The following is a 17,003-nucleotide window of genomic DNA, read 5'->3' as shown; positions in this document are numbered from 1 at the left end:
AATCGACTAATTGGCGTGATCCCGCTCAATTAAATTCAGCAAAGTTTCTGTTGCGGCGCGCCAATCATCGGCTTTAGTAATCGCACTGACTAGCGCGACACTCCCCACTCCAGTTGCTAGCACGTCAGGCACTTTATCAATGGAAATCCCACCAATGGCTACCGTTGGGTAATCAGGTGTTGCTTCCACCATGGCTTTAAGTGTTTCTAAACCCTGAGGCGAAGAAGGCATCTCTTTGGTTTGTGTTGGAAAGATATGCCCCATGGCAATGTAGGAAGGGCGAACCGATTTTGCGATAGCCAATTCATGCTCATCGTGCGTTGATATTCCTAACCGTAAGCCCGCTTGGTGGATTGCTAATAAATCGGTAGTTTCCAAATCTTCTTGGCCTAAATGTACGCCATAAGCACCAAACTCGACCGCTAACCGCCAGTAATCATTAATGAATAAGCGTGCGTTATGTTTTTCCCCGAGCGCAATAGCTTGTTGAATCTCATCACGAACATCTGCGTCAGATTTGTCTTTGATACGCAATTGAATTGTGGAAACACCTGCATTAAGCAAACGTTCAATCCATTCAACGGAATCCACAACGGGATAAAGCCCAAGGCGTTGTGCAGTCTCAGGAAAAGGGCTATTTGGGAGAGTTATAGCATTAGGCAATTTTGGCATTTTCATCCACCTCAGCATTCACAATTTCAGCACCGTGATAGAGTTCGCTGCCATGGGCACGGAAGGCTTCTGACATCTGTTCCATACCCGCTTCTTTTTCATTTGCTTCTTTTTGGGCCGCGTAGTCACGAACCTCTTGGGATATTTTCATTGAACAGAATTTAGGCCCACACATAGAACAGAAATGAGCAATTTTCCCAGAGGCTTGTGGTAAGGTTTCATCGTGATATTTGCGAGCAGTTTCAGGATCTAACGCCAAGTTAAATTGGTCTTCCCAGCGGAATTCAAAACGGGCTTTGGACATGGCGTTATCACGGATCTGTGCACCCGGGTGGCCTTTAGCAAGGTCAGCGGCATGGGCTGCAATCTTATAAGTAATTAGCCCTTGTTTAACATCTTCTTTGTTCGGTAATCCTAAGTGCTCTTTAGGGGTGACATAACATAACATCGCACAGCCAAACCAACCGATCATGGCGGCACCAATACCAGAGGTAAAGTGGTCATAACCCGGAGCAATATCTGTTGTTAGAGGCCCTAACGTATAGAATGGCGCTTCGTGGCAGTGCTCTAACTCTTCGGTCATATTGCGGCGGATCATTTGCATTGGTACGTGGCCGGGACCTTCAATCATGACTTGAACATCATATTCCCACGCAATTTTTGTGAGCTCACCAAGGGTATGGAGCTCGGCAAATTGAGCTTGGTCGTTGGCGTCTTGGATGGAACCCGGACGCAAGCCATCACCTAATGACAAGGAAACGTCGTAAGCGGCACAAATTTCACAGATTTCACGGAAGTGCTCATACAGGAAATTTTCTTGGTGATGAGACAAGCACCATTTTGCCATGATAGAGCCACCGCGAGAGACGATCCCTGTTAGGCGTTTAGCTGTCATTGGCACATAGCGTAGCAATACGCCGGCATGGATAGTGAAGTAATCGACACCTTGTTCTGCTTGCTCTAATAATGTGTCACGGAACATTTCCCACGTGAGATTTTCGGCGACGCCGTTCACTTTTTCGAGGGCTTGGTAAATCGGAACTGTACCAATAGGCACGGGGCTATTACGTAAAATCCATTCGCGGGTTTCGTGGATATAACGGCCAGTGGATAAATCCATGACGGTATCTGCCCCCCAGCGTGTTGACCAAATCAGTTTTTCTACTTCTTCTTCAATGGATGAGGTGACCGATGAATTACCAATATTGGCATTAACCTTAACCAAGAAATTACGACCAATAATCATTGGTTCTGATTCGGGATGGTTGATATTGGCTGGGATAATAGCGCGACCCGCCGCCACTTCTTGGCGAACAAATTCAGGGGTAATATTCTCTGGCAAATTTGCGCCAAAGCCTTGGCCTGGATGTTGTTGCAATAAAACTTCGCCACGAATACGTTCACGTCCCATATTTTCGCGGATTGCAATAAACTCCATTTCAGGGGTAATGATACCTTTGCGTGCGTAATGTAATTGGGTAACACACTTGTTAGTTTGGGCTTTTAACGGGTGGGGACGGTTGTTAAAGCGTAGATGGTCAAGGCCTGCATCAGCAAGGCGTTGTTGTGTGAAGTCAGAGCTGAGATTTTCTACTTTAGTGGTGTCTGAGCGCTCGTTTATCCATGGCGCGCGAATTTTTTTCAAGCCTTTGTGAACGTTGAGTTCTGATGTTGGATCGCCGTAAGGGCCTGAAGTGTCGTAGATAGGAACGGGTTCGTTATCTTCAAATTGCGGTTTGTCTTTGTCGCCACCAATAAGGGTTTGCGAAAGCTGAATTTCTCGCATTGGGACTTGGATATCGCCTCTTGAACCTTGAAGATAAATACGTTCAGAATTGGGAAATGAAACGCCAGAAACAGTGTTGATAAAGTTTTCAGCGGCATCACGTTGGGCTTTACGAGTGCGAGCGGGTGCTGCTTGTGGCGATAAATCAGCTGTAGGGATGATATTTTGTTGTGTATTATTGGACATAGCAATTTCCTGACATTGTCACGGCTATCACATCTTAGTGAGTAGCGGGTTTATCGAAAGAAAGTTGCTTGTCAGGAGTTCGGAGGAGTAATAAAAAGACATTGCGTTTAATTTTTAGCCAAATGAGAGATGGCAAAAAGACGCTGAGTGATTACTCTTGTTCCCTTCGCGGGTATTAACCCGATCAGGTTCCGCGGATCCCGAATTAACGGTCTCAGCCCGATGCTATGCATGCTAGGCACTCCGACAAGAGATTTCAGTATAAGCTTTCCTCGTCATTCTTCAAGCGATAAGTGCGTTGGCTGCGCTCGGCTCCCCAAGTCACATACTTGTGTATGCTCCTTGGGATATTCTCGCTTACCGCCTTCTTCTCACTTGAATTATTTAGAGGAAAGAATAAATTAGAGTGGGATAAGATTATTTTCTCGTCATTCTTCAAGCGATAAGTGCGTTGGCTGCGCTAGGTTCCCCAAGTCACATACTTGTGTATGCTCCTTGGGATAATTCTATTTATCTCCTTCCTCTAGCACGAATAATTTAGAGGAACCTTTGAAAGGCGAGTTAGTTAAAACCTAAAAAATTGAAATCAAGGCTGAGATAAAAATAAGGTTTATAAATTCCACTGATATTGTGGCCAATTGTGTTCGAGTGCGGCTTGCGTTAGGCGTTCGTCACCGTTGATAATAAATACTTCATCGGCAAATTGGCACATGGGCAGGTCGTTGGCAGAATCGGTATAAAAATATACATAGGCATCAGTGATTGGCTGGTGGCGAACCCAATCCATAAGGCGTTTAACCTTGCCTTCTTTAAAGGTTGGGATACCGTCAATTTCGGTCGTATAGCAGCCATTTTGTTGTTTAATATCGATCCCCATGGCGACGTCTGCACCAAGTTTTTCGGCGATCTTTTTCACAATAAACGAAACAGTTGCGGAGATCACAATAATCGGGATCCTTTTAGCTCGGTAATTTGCGATCGTTCTAATCGCTTCAGGGTAGATCCGCGGTAAAATCACGCTTTGTACAAAATCATCCAGCCAGATATCTACTTGTTCCGTTTTTACATTGGCGAGAGTTTGCAGGTTAAAACGTAAGTAAGTCGGCATATCTAATGTGCCTGCATTATATTGTGCCATCATGGCTTTATCCGCCTCTACAAACTGTGGGTCGTTGATAATTTGCCTGTCCCACAGATATTGCGTCCACAATACGCTGCTATCACCTTGAATTAACGTATCATCTAAGTCAAAAATGGCCAGTTTGTTTTGCATTATATTCCTATCTGATTATTAACTAAGTGTGCGAATTTCATTTTTATTAAACATAAGTTCAAGACGAGTGCCTGGCTCAAATAAGCGTTCTGATGAGCGATTGAGTAAATCAACTGTCATGTGACCAGCAGGTGTATCGACGCTATAACGAATGATATTTCCCAATAATTGATGGTCAACAATAATAGCATCAACAGGGTGAGAAATATGGCTACCATATTGGCGACCTGCTTCTTTGACATATATAGACTCAGGGCGGATAGCAAGTGTACCTTGTAAATTAAGACCTAACATCGTATTGGCTTTTTTGGAGTCAACAAGGTTGTAATGCCCCATAAACCGAGCGACAAATTCTGTTGCTGGTTGGGTATAAATATTCTCTGCCGTGCCACTTTGCACTATCTGGCCTTTATTCATAAGAAAAATACGGTCAGACATAATCATCGCTTCATCTTGATCATGAGTAACAAAAATTGTCGTTAAACCTAATTCGCGTTGAATCTGGCGAATTTGCTGGCGTAAGTGCTTGCGAATGCGAGCATCAAGAGCAGACAGTGGCTCATCAAGTAACAAAATTTGCGGTTTCATGACTAATGCCCTTGCGAGTGCTACTCGTTGACGCTGTCCACCTGATAGCTGATGGGGAAATTGTTGTTCTTTTCCTTGTAACTCAACTAATTCGATCACTTCAGCGACTGCTTTAGACCTTGCTTGGCTATCAATTTTACGCATTTTTAAACCAAACGCGATATTGCCAACCACAGTCATATTGGGAAATAACGCATAACTTTGGAACACCATACCCACCCCGCGTTGCTGCGCAGCTTGGTGGGTTACATTCTGGCGATTAATATAAAGTTCACCATCATTAAGTTGTTCAAGTCCTGCGATACAGCGTAATAAAGTTGATTTTCCGCAACCACTTGGGCCCAGTAGGGTAATAAATTCGCCTTTTTCGATAGTAAACTGAATATCAGCAAATACCTGATTAGTACCAAAAGATTTAGCTAAGTTTTCCGCAATAACATAACTCATCATTCATCTCCTGAACGATTTAATCGCATTGCTAACCATGTCAGCAATAAGGTAAACAGAAAATATGACATCACCAGAGCAGAAGTGAAATGTCCGCTGGTTTGTCGCATATTGAAAAGATAGATTTGCAAGGTTTCATAACGTGTTCCCACTAGAATATTGGCAAACACAAATTCACCCATTAAAAATGAAAATGAAATTAATAATGAGACCAACATACCTTTGCGAATATTTGGTAACACAATCATCATAAAAGCTTGGAAAGTACTGGCGCCGAGTAAATGTGCAGCGTCCATTAAGTCATGTAAATTAATACCTTGAAAGCTATTCGCAAGAGCACGATACATAAAAGGTAACGTGATGGTGAAATAAGTACCAATCAGGATCCAAGGAGTGCCAACTAACATGAATGGTTCATCGGCAAATATTTGCAGCAAGCCCACCGACGAGACGACAGGCGGAATCGCAAAGGGTAAAATAATCAGTAAATCCATCACCCCTTTGAGTTTAGGGAACCGATAAAATACCGCAAATGTCATCGGCAAAATAATTAATGTGCTAACCAGCAATGTACCAAAGCAAATTATTAATGAACGACCAAATGCCATGAGAAAACGCGGGTCTTGCCACAATTGTAGATACCATTTGATGGACAAGGCATCGGGTAGCACAGTGGCTCCCCAAGAGCTGGCGATGGAATACAAAAATGTGGCAATAATAGGTAGCGCTAATAGGCTAGCAACACTGATTAGTACTAACTTATGGAGCCATAATCCAGAGGGTTTATTGTTATTGGTTATCACTTGGCTAATCACATTATTATTTTGCATGGTAGCTCCGCTTGATTAACCAATGATGGATAGTAGTAATAAAAGCTAAGATAGCGATAAGTAGCATTGATAACGCAGCAGCCATATTCGGTTCGAGAAACAAATCGCCGGAAACTAAACTGGCAATTCGGATAGTCACAAGGTTGTAATTACCACTCGTTAAGGCATAAGTACTGGCGTATGCGCCCATGGCATTAGCAATTAGGATAATAAAAGTACCAAGTAAAGCAGGGGAAAGCACTGGAATAGCAACTTTTAACCAATAGGTTAGCTTGCTTGCTCCCATTGTTTTAGCAGCGTCTTCCCACTCCGGTTTTAGTGCATCAAAGGCGGGGTAGAGCAACAAAACGCCTAATGGGATCTGAAAATACACATACAACAGCATTAACCCGCTGGCACTGTATATATTAAAATCTTCGATAATTCCCCATGCCTTGAGTTGTAAGGTAATCGCGCCGTTGAAGCCCAAAATAATAATGAATGCAAAAGCAAGGGGAACACCGCTGAAATTACTGGCCATGGTGGTGAAGGAGATCATTATCCGGCGAATTTTCCCTTGCATTTTATAAATGGAAAATGCCGTGATACTGGAAATGAATAAGCCAATTACACTGCAAATAACGGAAAGCCATAGGGTATTTTCAAACGCTTGTAAGTAAAAATCATTATTGAATACTTCAAGGTAGTTACCTAATGACCATGCTTCTTCGTAGATAAAGCTATTAATTAGCACCCAAATCATTGGGGCGATTTGGAATAGACTAAACAGCACAAAGAATGGCAGCAGTAGCAGTGCAGCGCGCCAATGAAAACGAGCAAAGCGTTTTTTTAACATGGCAATTTTTCCCTGTTGTTGGTATGCCTGTTCACAGGGGGCAGGAATATCAGCCATTACAAATCTCCTTGTAACAGCGCATCACAAACTGGTTTATCGAGAGAGTGGGTTCCAAGTAAACGACAAATGGTTCCACAAATCTCAGTTTGCTCAATATTGCAGGGTTGATGAGAAAATTGCGAACCGACAACAAACAATGGAACTAAACACTCTTCAGGGAGTATCCCTCCGTGGCTGCGATCATTATTCATACCGTGATCACTCGTGATCAGAATTTGATAACCTTGCTCAACCCATGTAGGAATATAATTCGACAGGATAATATCTGCATGGCGTGCTGCATTACGGTATTGTGGGGAATCAAAGCCAAACTTATGCCCTGTATCGTCTATATTCATAGGGTGAATCAATAAGAAATCAGGATCAAATTGACTACGTAAATATTCCGCATCAACAAATAAATGGTCATCAGGGTAATGATCTGCTTGATAAAAGCAGCCATGTTGGATGGTTAGCGACTCATCATGGGTAAAACGGTCTCTTGTTGCTACGAAAGGTGCTCGGTTATACAGTTCACTCACCCAATAATAAGCAGCGGCGGCAGTTGTTTTACCTGCAAGGCGAGCAAGAGAGAATATGCTGTCAAAATGGGATAACCGGACAATTTGGTTATTTACAATACCGCTTTTGACAGGTGGAACTCCCGTTAGTATACATTCATATAGAGGGCGAGACATCGAAGGAAGCTCGCACTCTAATCGGTAAAGTGTTGCACTGTCGGCTTTGATTAAACCGTTGAGATAGCCCATACAATGATGGGCTACTGAATAACTTAAACCGTCAAGGACAACAAGTATGACTTTCTCAGACATCAATTTTTTCCTAAAATCAATACATTAAATTACTGCTGGTGGATCAAAACTTGCTGTTGCCACATTTTAGGGAGATTACGAGACGACTTTTCCCAACCTTCTGCATTCTTAATGGGTTGAACATTTTTATATTGTTCTTCGGGTAGTAATTTGGCTTTAATATCATCAGGTAAGGTTAAATATTGTGCACGAATTGGTCGAGCATAGCCTTCTGCAAGGTTTAATTGGCCTTTATCACTGAAAATAAATTCACGAGCTAATTTTGCCGCATTTGGGTTTTTGGCAAATTTATTGATGATAGTGGTGTAACCTGAAATGACAGAACCGTCAGATGGGATCACAACTGTAAAGCGATCACGGTTGATCTGATCGCGGTAATTCAGTGCGTTGAAGTCCCATAAGATGCCAACTTCGACTTCACCTTTTTCGATATTTGCGACAGTTGGATCATTAACGGATAGGCGTTTTTGTTTGGCGAGTTCAGCAAAAAACTCAATGGCAGGTTTTAGGTTATTTTCATCACCACCACGGGCAAATGCGGCAGCTAGTACAGCATTATTGGCTTGTGCAGCGATACCAACATCCCCAACGGTGACTTTATATTTCCCTTTCAGTAAATCATCCCAGCTTTTCGGTGCATCTTTCACTAAATCATTATTAATCATAAAAGCGATAGACCCCGTATAGGCTAAAGCCCAATGACCGTCTTTGTCTTTTGCCCAATCAGGAATTTGTGACCACGTTGTTGGTTTATAAGGTTGAGTCACTCCTTTTTGCACGGCAACAGGCCCAAAAGAAGCACCGACATCACCAATATCTGCTGTCGCATTATTTTTTTCTGCGGCAAATTTGGCAATTTCTTGAGCGGAGCTCATATCAGTATCTTGATGCTTCAAGCCATATTGTGCCGCTAAGTCTTGCCAAGTTCCTTTCCAGTTAGCCCAAGTATCAGGCATTCCAACGCTGTAAACTTGCCCTTCTTTTTTCGCTGCATCGATTAACTCTGCTAAATTAGCATCAGCAGCTAATGTCACACTGGATGCGGTCAATGATAGTAAAATCGCAGGAACGATAGTTTTCATTATTTTCTCACTTTTGCAGAACGGTGAACCGTATTGGTTACTTAGCATCCTAATTTTAAGAAGTGACAGTTAGTTGATCCTTTTATGACAGTTTTTAGACATTTTATGGAATGGAACGTCTAAAAAGTGTCAAAATTGACAAAGAAAAATAATGAAACAAACGTTTGAATGACATTGTGTCAAAGAAGTGTATTGTGTCATTAATAGATTGATCTTATCGACAATAAAAACTAACAAAAGATGTGAAAAATGAATAAGTTAAAATTATCAGGAACAGAAAGTGGTTGGTGGTTTATCTGTTTTTCCGGGCGTTTGTGGTTACCTCATGGGGATATTCCACGAGGTATGGCAAAGGACTATTTGTTAGAAGGAAAAACAGCAACGCCAATCGGTGAGTGGCAAGGGGAAATTGTCTGGTTGATCGCCGAAAAAATGCCATCAGATATGGCATCTCCCCGTATCGTTGCTGCGCAAGATGAAGGTTTATTTCGTCTTGCTGGGCGAGGTGTGCAATTGGCGGAATTCTATCGCTCTCATCGTTATTGCGGCTATTGTGGTACGGCAATGCGCCATAGCGAAACAGAATGGGCGTGTTTGTGTGACCATTGCCATGAGCGTTATTACCCGCAGATTGCCCCTTGTATTATTGTGGGGATCCGCCGTGATGACCATATTCTATTGGCTCAGCACCGGCGCCATTCGCAAAATCCATTATTTACTGTACTTGCGGGTTTTGTTGAAGTTGGTGAAACATTAGAAGAAGCTGTTATGCGCGAAGTCATGGAAGAAAGCCATATAAAAGTGAAAAATATTCGTTACGTATCTTCACAACCATGGCCTTTTCCTCATTCCTTAATGATGGGCTTTCTCGCGGATTATGAGAGTGGTGATATTAAAGTAGACCCTAAGGAACTGGTGAGCGCAAATTGGTATCATTACAATGAATTACCGTTGATCCCACCGGCAGACACAATCGCTAGACGTTTGATTGAAGATACGGTCGCATTGTGTCGTCAGAGTGAATATGAAACGGGCAAATAGCACAGCGCTGATATTGTTACCATTAACATGATACAATAATGAACTTCGCTCTTAGCCATTTGCGGCGGCCACTTATAATAATGGAGTAAATAATGACTGAGTTAAAAAATGACCGCTATCTACGCGCTTTGCTACGTCAGCCTGTAGATGTGACCCCTGTATGGATGATGCGTCAAGCAGGGCGTTACCTGCCTGAATATAAAGCAACACGCGCTGAAGCTGGTGATTTTATTGCTCTGTGCAAAAATACCGAATTGGCTTGTGAAGTGACATTACAGCCATTACGTCGTTTTCCATTAGACGCTGCAATTTTATTTTCTGATATTCTCACTATCCCTGATGCAATGGGGCTTGGGTTATATTTCGAAACGGGTGAAGGCCCACGTTTTCATAAACCGATTATGAGCGCAGCAGATGTAAAAAATATCCCTATTCCTGATCCTGAAATGGAACTTGGTTATGTGATGGATGCAGTTCGTGCCATCCGTAAAGCTCTTGAAGGTAATGTGCCACTAATTGGGTTTTCTGGTAGTCCGTGGACACTGGCGACTTATATGGTGGAAGGCGGCAGTAGCAAAGCATTCACTAAAATCAAAAAGATGATGTACGAAGACCCGAACACATTGCATTTGTTATTGGATAAACTGGCAGATAGTGTCATTTTATACTTGAATGCTCAAATTCGCGCAGGTGCACAGTCCGTGATGATTTTTGACACATGGGGTGGGGTCTTAACTAAGCGTGATTATTTACAGTTTTCATTGAATTATATGCATAAAATTATTGATGGCTTAATTCGTGAAAATGACGCTCGTCGTGTTCCTGTCACCTTATTCACTAAAGGTGGCGGCCAGTGGTTAGAGGAAATGGCCGCAACGGGTTGCGATGCATTAGGCCTTGATTGGACGACTGAAATTGCAGATGCTCGCCGTCGTGTCGGTGATAAAGTTGCTTTACAAGGTAATATGGACCCATCCATGTTATATGCGCCACCTGCTCGTATTGAAGAAGAAGTGCAAAATATTCTATCAGGCTTCGGTCAAGGTGAAGGGCACGTATTTAATTTAGGTCATGGTATCCATCAGGATGTTCCACCTGAGCATGCAGGTGCATTTGTCGATGCAGTTCACCGTTTATCCCGCCAATATCATCAATAATTATCGTTTATTGATCTTCTTGATTTGTGGTGTATTTATAGAATCTTGTAAGTACACCATTATCATCTATGATTAAGAATAATTAAATCTCATAAGCAATGGACGCATGATGGTTTTAGATACTCAACGATTACGAAAAGAACAAACTAGCCAAGCTTCAAAAATCATTTTGCATGATGAATTTCCACCACTCAAACTGATTGGTGGAGCCGATGTAGGCTTTGAACAACAAGGCACTATTACACGTGCAGTGGTAGCTGTACTATCTTGGCCACAGTTAGAACTTGTTGAGTATCAAATAGCTCGAATACCGACGCAATTGCCTTATATACCGGGGTTACTTTCTTTTCGTGAAGTCCCAGGGTTAATGGCAGCGTGGGGAAAAATACAAAACAAACCTGAATTAGTGCTTGTGGATGGGCAAGGAATTGCACACCCGCGGCGGTTTGGTGTTGCCTGCCATTTTGGGTTACAAGCGAATATAGCCACAATTGGTGTAGCAAAAAGCCGTTTATGTGGTGATGCGGTTGAGTTAAGTGAAGAGCCTGAAAGTGTTCAGCCGTTAATGGCAGGTGAAAATCAACTCGGTTGGGTGTTGCGGAGTAAAAAACGCTGCAAACCATTATATGTTTCGCCGGGGCATAAAGTAGGTTTTTCGTCTTCCCTAGCGTGGGTTAAGCAGTGTCTAAGAGGTTATCGTTTGCCAGAACCGACGCGTTTTGCTGACGGAATTGCATCAAATCGAACGTTTTTTAAGCGAATGAATGAGAAAATCAGCTAATTATCAGCAAAATATGTGGCATTGACAGATTTTCAGGTAAACTGCGAAGTATTAAGATTGATGAGTCAGAAATTATGTTAAGAAATCCCATTCATTTGAGGTTGGAAAAATTAGAAAGCTGGCAACATACCACTTTCATGGCGAGCCTATGTGAAAGAATGTATCCGAACTTTCAAATGTTTTGTCAGCAAACTGAATTTGCCGATGCAAAAGTTTATCGTTCCATCCTTGATTTAGTTTGGGAAACTTTGGTCATTAAAGATAGCAAAGTCAATTTCGACAATCAGTTAGAAAAATTAGAAGAAATTATCCCATCAGCAGATGATTTCGATATGTATGGTGTGTATCCAGCTATTGATGCCTGTATTGCATTAGGTGAAATTATTCATTCGAAATTGAGTGGTGAAACCCTCGAACACGCAATATTGGTTAGCGAAGCATCCATTCGTACAGTTGCCATGCTCGAAATGACTCAAGCAGGGCGGGAAATGACAGAAGAAGAACTTAAAGAAATCCCGGCCGTTGAAGAGGAATGGGATATCCAGTGGGACATTTTCCGCTTACTGGCAGCTTGTGAAGAGCGCGACTTAGAGTTAATTAAAGGATTAAAATCTGACCTCCGCGAAGCGGGGGTGAGCAATATAGGTATTACTTTAAGCTGATTTTCGCATTTTCATTATCGAAAACGTGACTTGACGCAGTAATGCTGAGTACTAAGACTTCACATTTGCCCCTACTCTGGTCTACATTTAGGGGCGAGAAGAAGTGGCTATCGGGGGCGTGTATCAGGGGCTGTCAATTTGGCATATCCGACGCACTCGATGCTTTGCAAACGATAAACACACTGTGTAAGGATAATTTATGAATAAGACTGAATTAGTTGATGCTATCGCAGAATCAGCGGACCTGACCAAAGTTCAGGCAAAAGCGGCATTAGAATCTACTCTGAATGCTATTTCTGAAACGCTGAAAAAAGGCGAGCAAGTCCAACTGGTCGGTTTCGGTACTTTTAAAGTTAGCCACCGTGCTGCGCGTACTGGTCGTAACCCACAAACTAAAGCAGAAATTCAAATTCCTGCTACAACTGTACCCGCTTTCTCTGCCGGTAAAGCACTGAAAGAAGCTGTAAAATAAGAACATTGTACAGACGAATCACCAGAGGGGGTAAAAAACTACCCCTTTTGTTTATTCAAAAAGGGTTGCTGGTATTGGGAGCCATCTCAATGCTAAGCGCCTGTTCTTCTAATGCACCAAAGCTACCTGAGTTTAGTGCAAGCGGTTTTATTGCCGATGATGGCGTCATTCGTATGTGGCGGCTAAATAATGCAAAAAGCCAACCTCTGGTCTTAATGGTGGTTTATAGCCCCTATAAAGGCACAGACACTTCCGTTAATTTCTTCGAGTACCGCTCTGGTAACCTCTGGCAAATTCGTAGCCAAATCTTGAATCAAAAAAATGGTGATATCACCGAACAATTACGCTTCGATAAAAATAATGACGTTATTTTTATGCAGCGTGCTCAAGATGGCCATAAAACATCACTTTCGGCTGATGAAATCACGCGTTGGCGCTTTGAAGCGGAACGAGTACTTGAGACAAACACCGCACTGATTGTTGGCGGCATCAAACTCTATCAAGGTCGCTGGCAACAAGGAAAAGTGACCACCTGTGAGGGGGATGTGCGTGAAGTGACTTTTGAACCCTATTCTGAAAAGTGGTTACAAAACCGTGCGAAAGTGTGGCATTCCCAGCTAAATTTAGCGTGGTTGGAGTCTTCAGAGGGAAACCAGCTTTTGATGGTGGCGGATACTGATTTTTGCCGCTGGCAGCCTTCTAAAGATTCTTTGTAATATCACCGCTCGTCGTCTTTCAATCCATAGCTTTGTTGGCTGCTCTCAGCTACTTAGGTTACATACTTATGTATGCTCCCTAAGATATCTTCGTTTGCCGCCTAGCTCTGAATTGAAATACTTAGAGCCGATACTTTTACTCGTCTACTCGTCGTTTTTCGAGCCTCAGCTATATTGCTACGTTCGCTCACTCTAGTTACATACTTATGTATGCTCCTAGATATTCTCTCTCTTGCAGCTTTGCTGTGATTCGAAATACTTAGAGCCATTGTCTGTGTGAATGGTCAAAGGCAAAAACAAGTTCAAAAAATAGAAAATAAAAAAGCTGATAAAAGTTTCCTCTTATCAGCTCAGGGAATGGTTTAGTACTTTGTATTATTTTATACGAGCGATAGCGCGGTAGCCGATGTCGTTGCGGTAGAAGCTATCATTCCAGTGAATGGCTTTGGCGACTTCATAAGCTTTGGCTTGTGCTTTAGCAATATCATTACCTAATGCTGTTACGCATAGGACGCGACCACCGGCAGTCACGACTTCTCCATCTTTCATGCGAGTACCAGCATGGAAAACTTTACTATCCGTGGCTTCAGTGGTTGGTAAACCTGAAATTACATCGCCATTGTGGTAATCACCTGGGTAACCACCTGCAGCAATTACTACCCCTAAAGCAGGGCGTTCATCCCATAATGAATCTTTACCTGCTAACTCACCTTTCGCGCCAGCTAAACATAAGGCGACTAAGTCCGATTGCAAGCGCATCATAATAGGTTGAGTTTCAGGATCGCCAAAACGGCAGTTAAACTCGATAACTTTTGGGTTACCTGCTTTATCAATCATTAAACCTGCATATAAGAAGCCTTGGTAGCGGTTTCCTTCTTGGTCCATACCTTTAACTGTAGGGTAAATGACTTGTTCCATTACGCGTTTATGTATTTCATCTGTCACAACAGGCGCTGGGGAGTAAGCGCCCATTCCACCAGTATTTAGGCCAGTATCACCATCACCAACACGTTTGTGATCTTGGCTAGTCGCCATTGGAATGACATTTTCACCATCTACCATAACGATGAAACTCGCTTCTTCACCATCAAGAAATTCTTCGATCACGATACGGTGGCCTGCATCACCAAAGGCATTCCCTGCTAACATGTCATGAACAGCTTCTTTCGCTTCTTGCAGAGTCATTGCAACAATAACCCCTTTACCTGCAGCAAGCCCATCTGCTTTGATCACGATTGGTGCGCCTACTTTGTCTAAGTAAGCTAAAGCAGGTTCAATTTCAGTAAAATTTTCATAAGCCGCAGTAGGAATATGATGACGAGCTAAAAAATCTTTGGTAAATGCTTTTGAACCCTCAAGCTGTGCAGCACCTTGGGTTGGGCCAAAAATAGTTAAGCCAGCAGCCTTAAACGCATCGACTACACCAATAACCAATGGTGCTTCAGGGCCGACAATAGTTAAACCAATTTGCTTATCTTTGGCGAATTGAAGCAATCCATTGATATCAGTCGCCGAAATATTGACGTTTTCAAGGGTTGGCTCTAATGCTGTGCCTGCATTGCCCGGGGCAACATACACTTTGTCTGCTAAAGGGGATTGTGCCGCTTTCCAAGCTAAGGCATGTTCACGGCCGCCGCCACCAATAATCAAAATATTCATTACTAGACTCCTAATAATTAGTGACGGAAATGACGCATATTAGTGAAAATCATGGCAATACCATGTTCATTTGCCGCCGCAATGACTTCATCATCACGGATAGAACCACCTGGTTGGATAACACAGGTTACTCCAACAGCAGCTGCGGCATCAATACCATCGCGGAATGGGAAAAAAGCATCTGAAGCCATTGCACAGCCAGCGACTTCTAAACCTTCATCAGCGGCTTTAATGCCTGCAATTTTTGCAGAGTAGACACGGCTCATTTGCCCTGCACCAATTCCAACGGTCATGTCATTTTTGGCATAAACGATCGCATTCGATTTCACAAACTTCGCGACTTTCCAGCAGAACATGGCATCTTTTAATTCACGCTCTGTAGGTTGGCGGTTTGTGACTACACGTAGCGCTTCCTTTTCAACCATACCTAAGTCACGGTCTTGTACCAATAAACCACCATTCACACGTTTAAAGTCTAAGCCTGCAACTGGTTTGCTCCATTCGCCACATTCAAGTACGCGAACGTTTTGTTTAGTCTCAAGAATAGGTAATGCATCTTTAGCAACGGAAGGCGCAATAATGACTTCCACAAACTGGCGCTCGATAATGGTTTGAGCAGTTTCTTTATCTAATTGACGATTGAAAGCGATAATGCCGCCAAAAGCAGAAGTTGGATCAGTTTTGAATGCGTTATCATAAGCAGCATGGATAGAATCACCGATAGCGACACCACAAGGGTTTGCATGTTTAACAATGACACAAGCAGGTTCTTCGAATGATTTAACGCATTCAAGAGCTGCATCGGTATCAGCGATATTGTTATAAGACAGGGCTTTACCTTGGATCTGCTGAGCAGTTGCAATAGACGCTTCTTTTGGGTTTTCTTCTATATAAAAAGCGGCATCTTGATGGCTGTTTTCTCCATAACGCATGTCTTGTTTCTTAATAAAATTCAAATTCAAGGTGCGAGGGAAGCGGCCAGAAGGCTGGGTCGTATCACCATAATAAGGGGCAACTAATTCACCAAAGTAATTCGCAATCATGCTGTCATAAGCTGCAGTGTGTTCAAAAGCTTTAATTGCGAGGTCAAACCGCGTAGACCAATTGAGCGAGTTTTCGTGGTTATCCATTTCATCAATAATGATTTGATAGTCATTACTATTTACTACAATTGCTACGTCTTTATGATTCTTAGCCGCGGAGCGCACCATGGTTGGGCCGCCGATATCAATATTCTCTACAGCATCTTCAAGGGTACAATTTGGTTTTGCCACGGTTTGGGCAAATGGATATAGATTAACAACGACCATATCAATCGGTGCAATACCATGCTGTTGCATAATGGCATCATCCGTACCACGACGACCTAAAATTCCGCCATGCACTTTCGGGTGCAATGTTTTTACTCGGCCATCCATCATTTCAGGGAACCCTGTGTAATCTGAAACTTCAGTTACGTTTAGTCCTGACTCAGCGAGTAACTTTGCAGTACCGCCGGTAGATAGGAGCTCAACACCACGTTGAGATAACGCCTTAGCGAATTCAACAACCCCTGTTTTATCAGACACACTAAGCAGGGCACGACGAATAGGACGAAGCAGTTGCATGAGATAGATCCCTTGGATTTGAATAAATAAGGCAATAACGAATATCAGTCAGTCAAAAACTCAACGAGCTTTTCTTATATACCTATTATATCTATTGATGAAAGCAAAGCGGAATTTGCCAGCTTTCTCTATAACAATATATAAGTCACTAACAATTTCAGAACATAAAAACAAAATCAATGCTGAAATTTCGAGCCAATTGTAACGCAAACGTTTGCGTAATGCGCGATAATTTTAAAATTATTTTCATGTTGTGGATAACTTCGTGCATAAGTCGGTATAAGTAGGGGTTTTGCTGTGGAATGCAGCAGTTGAATAAAAAAATGCAAAAAAGGGG

Annotated in this window: 16 protein-coding genes and 1 riboswitch; of the genes, 6 read left to right on the top strand and 10 right to left on the bottom strand. The window is 42.6% G+C overall.

The window, feature by feature from the left end; genetic code table 11:
- Nucleotides 1-6: 6 nt before the first annotated feature.
- From thiE to PSE72_RS19030, 8 genes are all read right to left on the bottom strand, one after another.
- Nucleotides 7-672: a thiamine phosphate synthase gene (thiE, locus tag PSE72_RS19065; protein WP_109913192.1), complete on the bottom strand. Its 666-nt coding sequence runs from the start codon at nucleotides 670-672 to the stop codon at nucleotides 7-9.
- The gene (gene thiC / locus PSE72_RS19060) at nucleotides 656-2,644 is read right to left on the bottom strand and encodes a phosphomethylpyrimidine synthase ThiC (RefSeq protein WP_115166449.1); all 1,989 of its coding nucleotides are present in this window, start codon (nucleotides 2,642-2,644) and stop codon (nucleotides 656-658) included. The genes thiE and thiC overlap by 17 nt, the downstream gene beginning before the upstream one ends.
- A gap of 144 nt (nucleotides 2,645-2,788) precedes the next feature.
- Nucleotides 2,789-2,900, bottom strand: a riboswitch (TPP riboswitch).
- Nucleotides 2,901-3,254: 354 nt separating this feature from the next.
- Nucleotides 3,255-3,917, bottom strand: coding sequence for an HAD family hydrolase (locus tag PSE72_RS19055; protein WP_115166450.1), 663 nt, complete (start codon nucleotides 3,915-3,917; stop codon nucleotides 3,255-3,257).
- A gap of 18 nt (nucleotides 3,918-3,935) precedes the next feature.
- Nucleotides 3,936-4,952, bottom strand: a complete 1,017-nt coding sequence (locus PSE72_RS19050; protein WP_115166451.1) for an ABC transporter ATP-binding protein — start codon at nucleotides 4,950-4,952, stop codon at nucleotides 3,936-3,938.
- Nucleotides 4,952-5,782: an ABC transporter permease gene (locus PSE72_RS19045; RefSeq protein WP_109913188.1), complete on the bottom strand. Its 831-nt coding sequence runs from the start codon at nucleotides 5,780-5,782 to the stop codon at nucleotides 4,952-4,954. Before PSE72_RS19045 ends, PSE72_RS19050 begins: the two co-directional genes overlap by 1 nt.
- The gene (locus PSE72_RS19040; protein ID WP_198642138.1) at nucleotides 5,772-6,674 is read right to left on the bottom strand and encodes an ABC transporter permease; all 903 of its coding nucleotides are present in this window, start codon (nucleotides 6,672-6,674) and stop codon (nucleotides 5,772-5,774) included. The genes PSE72_RS19045 and PSE72_RS19040 overlap by 11 nt, the downstream gene beginning before the upstream one ends.
- Nucleotides 6,674-7,489: an alkaline phosphatase family protein gene (locus PSE72_RS19035; protein WP_115166452.1), complete on the bottom strand. Its 816-nt coding sequence runs from the start codon at nucleotides 7,487-7,489 to the stop codon at nucleotides 6,674-6,676. The genes PSE72_RS19040 and PSE72_RS19035 overlap by 1 nt, the downstream gene beginning before the upstream one ends.
- Before the next feature lie 29 nt (nucleotides 7,490-7,518).
- Nucleotides 7,519-8,571 (bottom strand): ABC transporter substrate-binding protein, encoded by a 1,053-nt coding sequence (locus PSE72_RS19030; protein WP_115166453.1) that lies wholly within the window; start codon nucleotides 8,569-8,571, stop codon nucleotides 7,519-7,521.
- A gap of 249 nt (nucleotides 8,572-8,820) precedes the next feature.
- Between PSE72_RS19030 and nudC the strand changes: the two genes are divergently transcribed.
- From nudC to PSE72_RS19000, 6 genes are all read left to right on the top strand, one after another.
- Nucleotides 8,821-9,612: an NAD(+) diphosphatase gene (gene nudC, locus PSE72_RS19025; RefSeq protein WP_115166454.1), complete on the top strand. Its 792-nt coding sequence runs from the start codon at nucleotides 8,821-8,823 to the stop codon at nucleotides 9,610-9,612.
- 92 nt (nucleotides 9,613-9,704) lie between these two features.
- On the top strand, nucleotides 9,705-10,769 hold the full coding sequence (gene hemE, locus PSE72_RS19020; protein WP_115166455.1) for a uroporphyrinogen decarboxylase: 1,065 nt from the start codon (nucleotides 9,705-9,707) through the stop codon (nucleotides 10,767-10,769).
- 109 nt (nucleotides 10,770-10,878) lie between these two features.
- Nucleotides 10,879-11,550 (top strand): deoxyribonuclease V, encoded by a 672-nt coding sequence (nfi, locus tag PSE72_RS19015; RefSeq protein WP_115166456.1) that lies wholly within the window; start codon nucleotides 10,879-10,881, stop codon nucleotides 11,548-11,550.
- Nucleotides 11,551-11,624: 74 nt separating this feature from the next.
- Nucleotides 11,625-12,212: a YjaG family protein gene (locus PSE72_RS19010; protein WP_109913182.1), complete on the top strand. Its 588-nt coding sequence runs from the start codon at nucleotides 11,625-11,627 to the stop codon at nucleotides 12,210-12,212.
- A 199-nt stretch (nucleotides 12,213-12,411) separates the two neighbouring features.
- Entirely contained in the window at nucleotides 12,412-12,684 is a 273-nt protein-coding gene (locus PSE72_RS19005; protein ID WP_004264522.1) for an HU family DNA-binding protein, read from the top strand.
- Between the two features lie 89 nt (nucleotides 12,685-12,773).
- On the top strand, nucleotides 12,774-13,400 hold the full coding sequence (locus PSE72_RS19000) for a DUF1481 domain-containing protein (RefSeq protein WP_115166457.1): 627 nt from the start codon (nucleotides 12,774-12,776) through the stop codon (nucleotides 13,398-13,400).
- 375 nt (nucleotides 13,401-13,775) lie between these two features.
- On the opposite strand, the gene purD is transcribed toward PSE72_RS19000, so the two are convergent.
- A complete protein-coding gene (gene purD / locus PSE72_RS18995) occupies nucleotides 13,776-15,059 on the bottom strand; it encodes a phosphoribosylamine--glycine ligase (protein WP_115166458.1) in 1,284 nt (427 codons plus the stop codon).
- 17 nt (nucleotides 15,060-15,076) lie between these two features.
- Nucleotides 15,077-16,666, bottom strand: coding sequence for a bifunctional phosphoribosylaminoimidazolecarboxamide formyltransferase/IMP cyclohydrolase (gene purH, locus PSE72_RS18990; RefSeq protein WP_115166459.1), 1,590 nt, complete (start codon nucleotides 16,664-16,666; stop codon nucleotides 15,077-15,079).
- Nucleotides 16,667-17,003 lie beyond the last annotated feature (337 nt).

Source organism: Providencia sp. PROV116, from assembly GCF_028482485.1.
Lineage (GTDB): Bacteria > Pseudomonadota > Gammaproteobacteria > Enterobacterales > Enterobacteriaceae > Providencia > Providencia rettgeri.
This window is presented reverse-complemented; position numbering and strand designations above follow the sequence as displayed.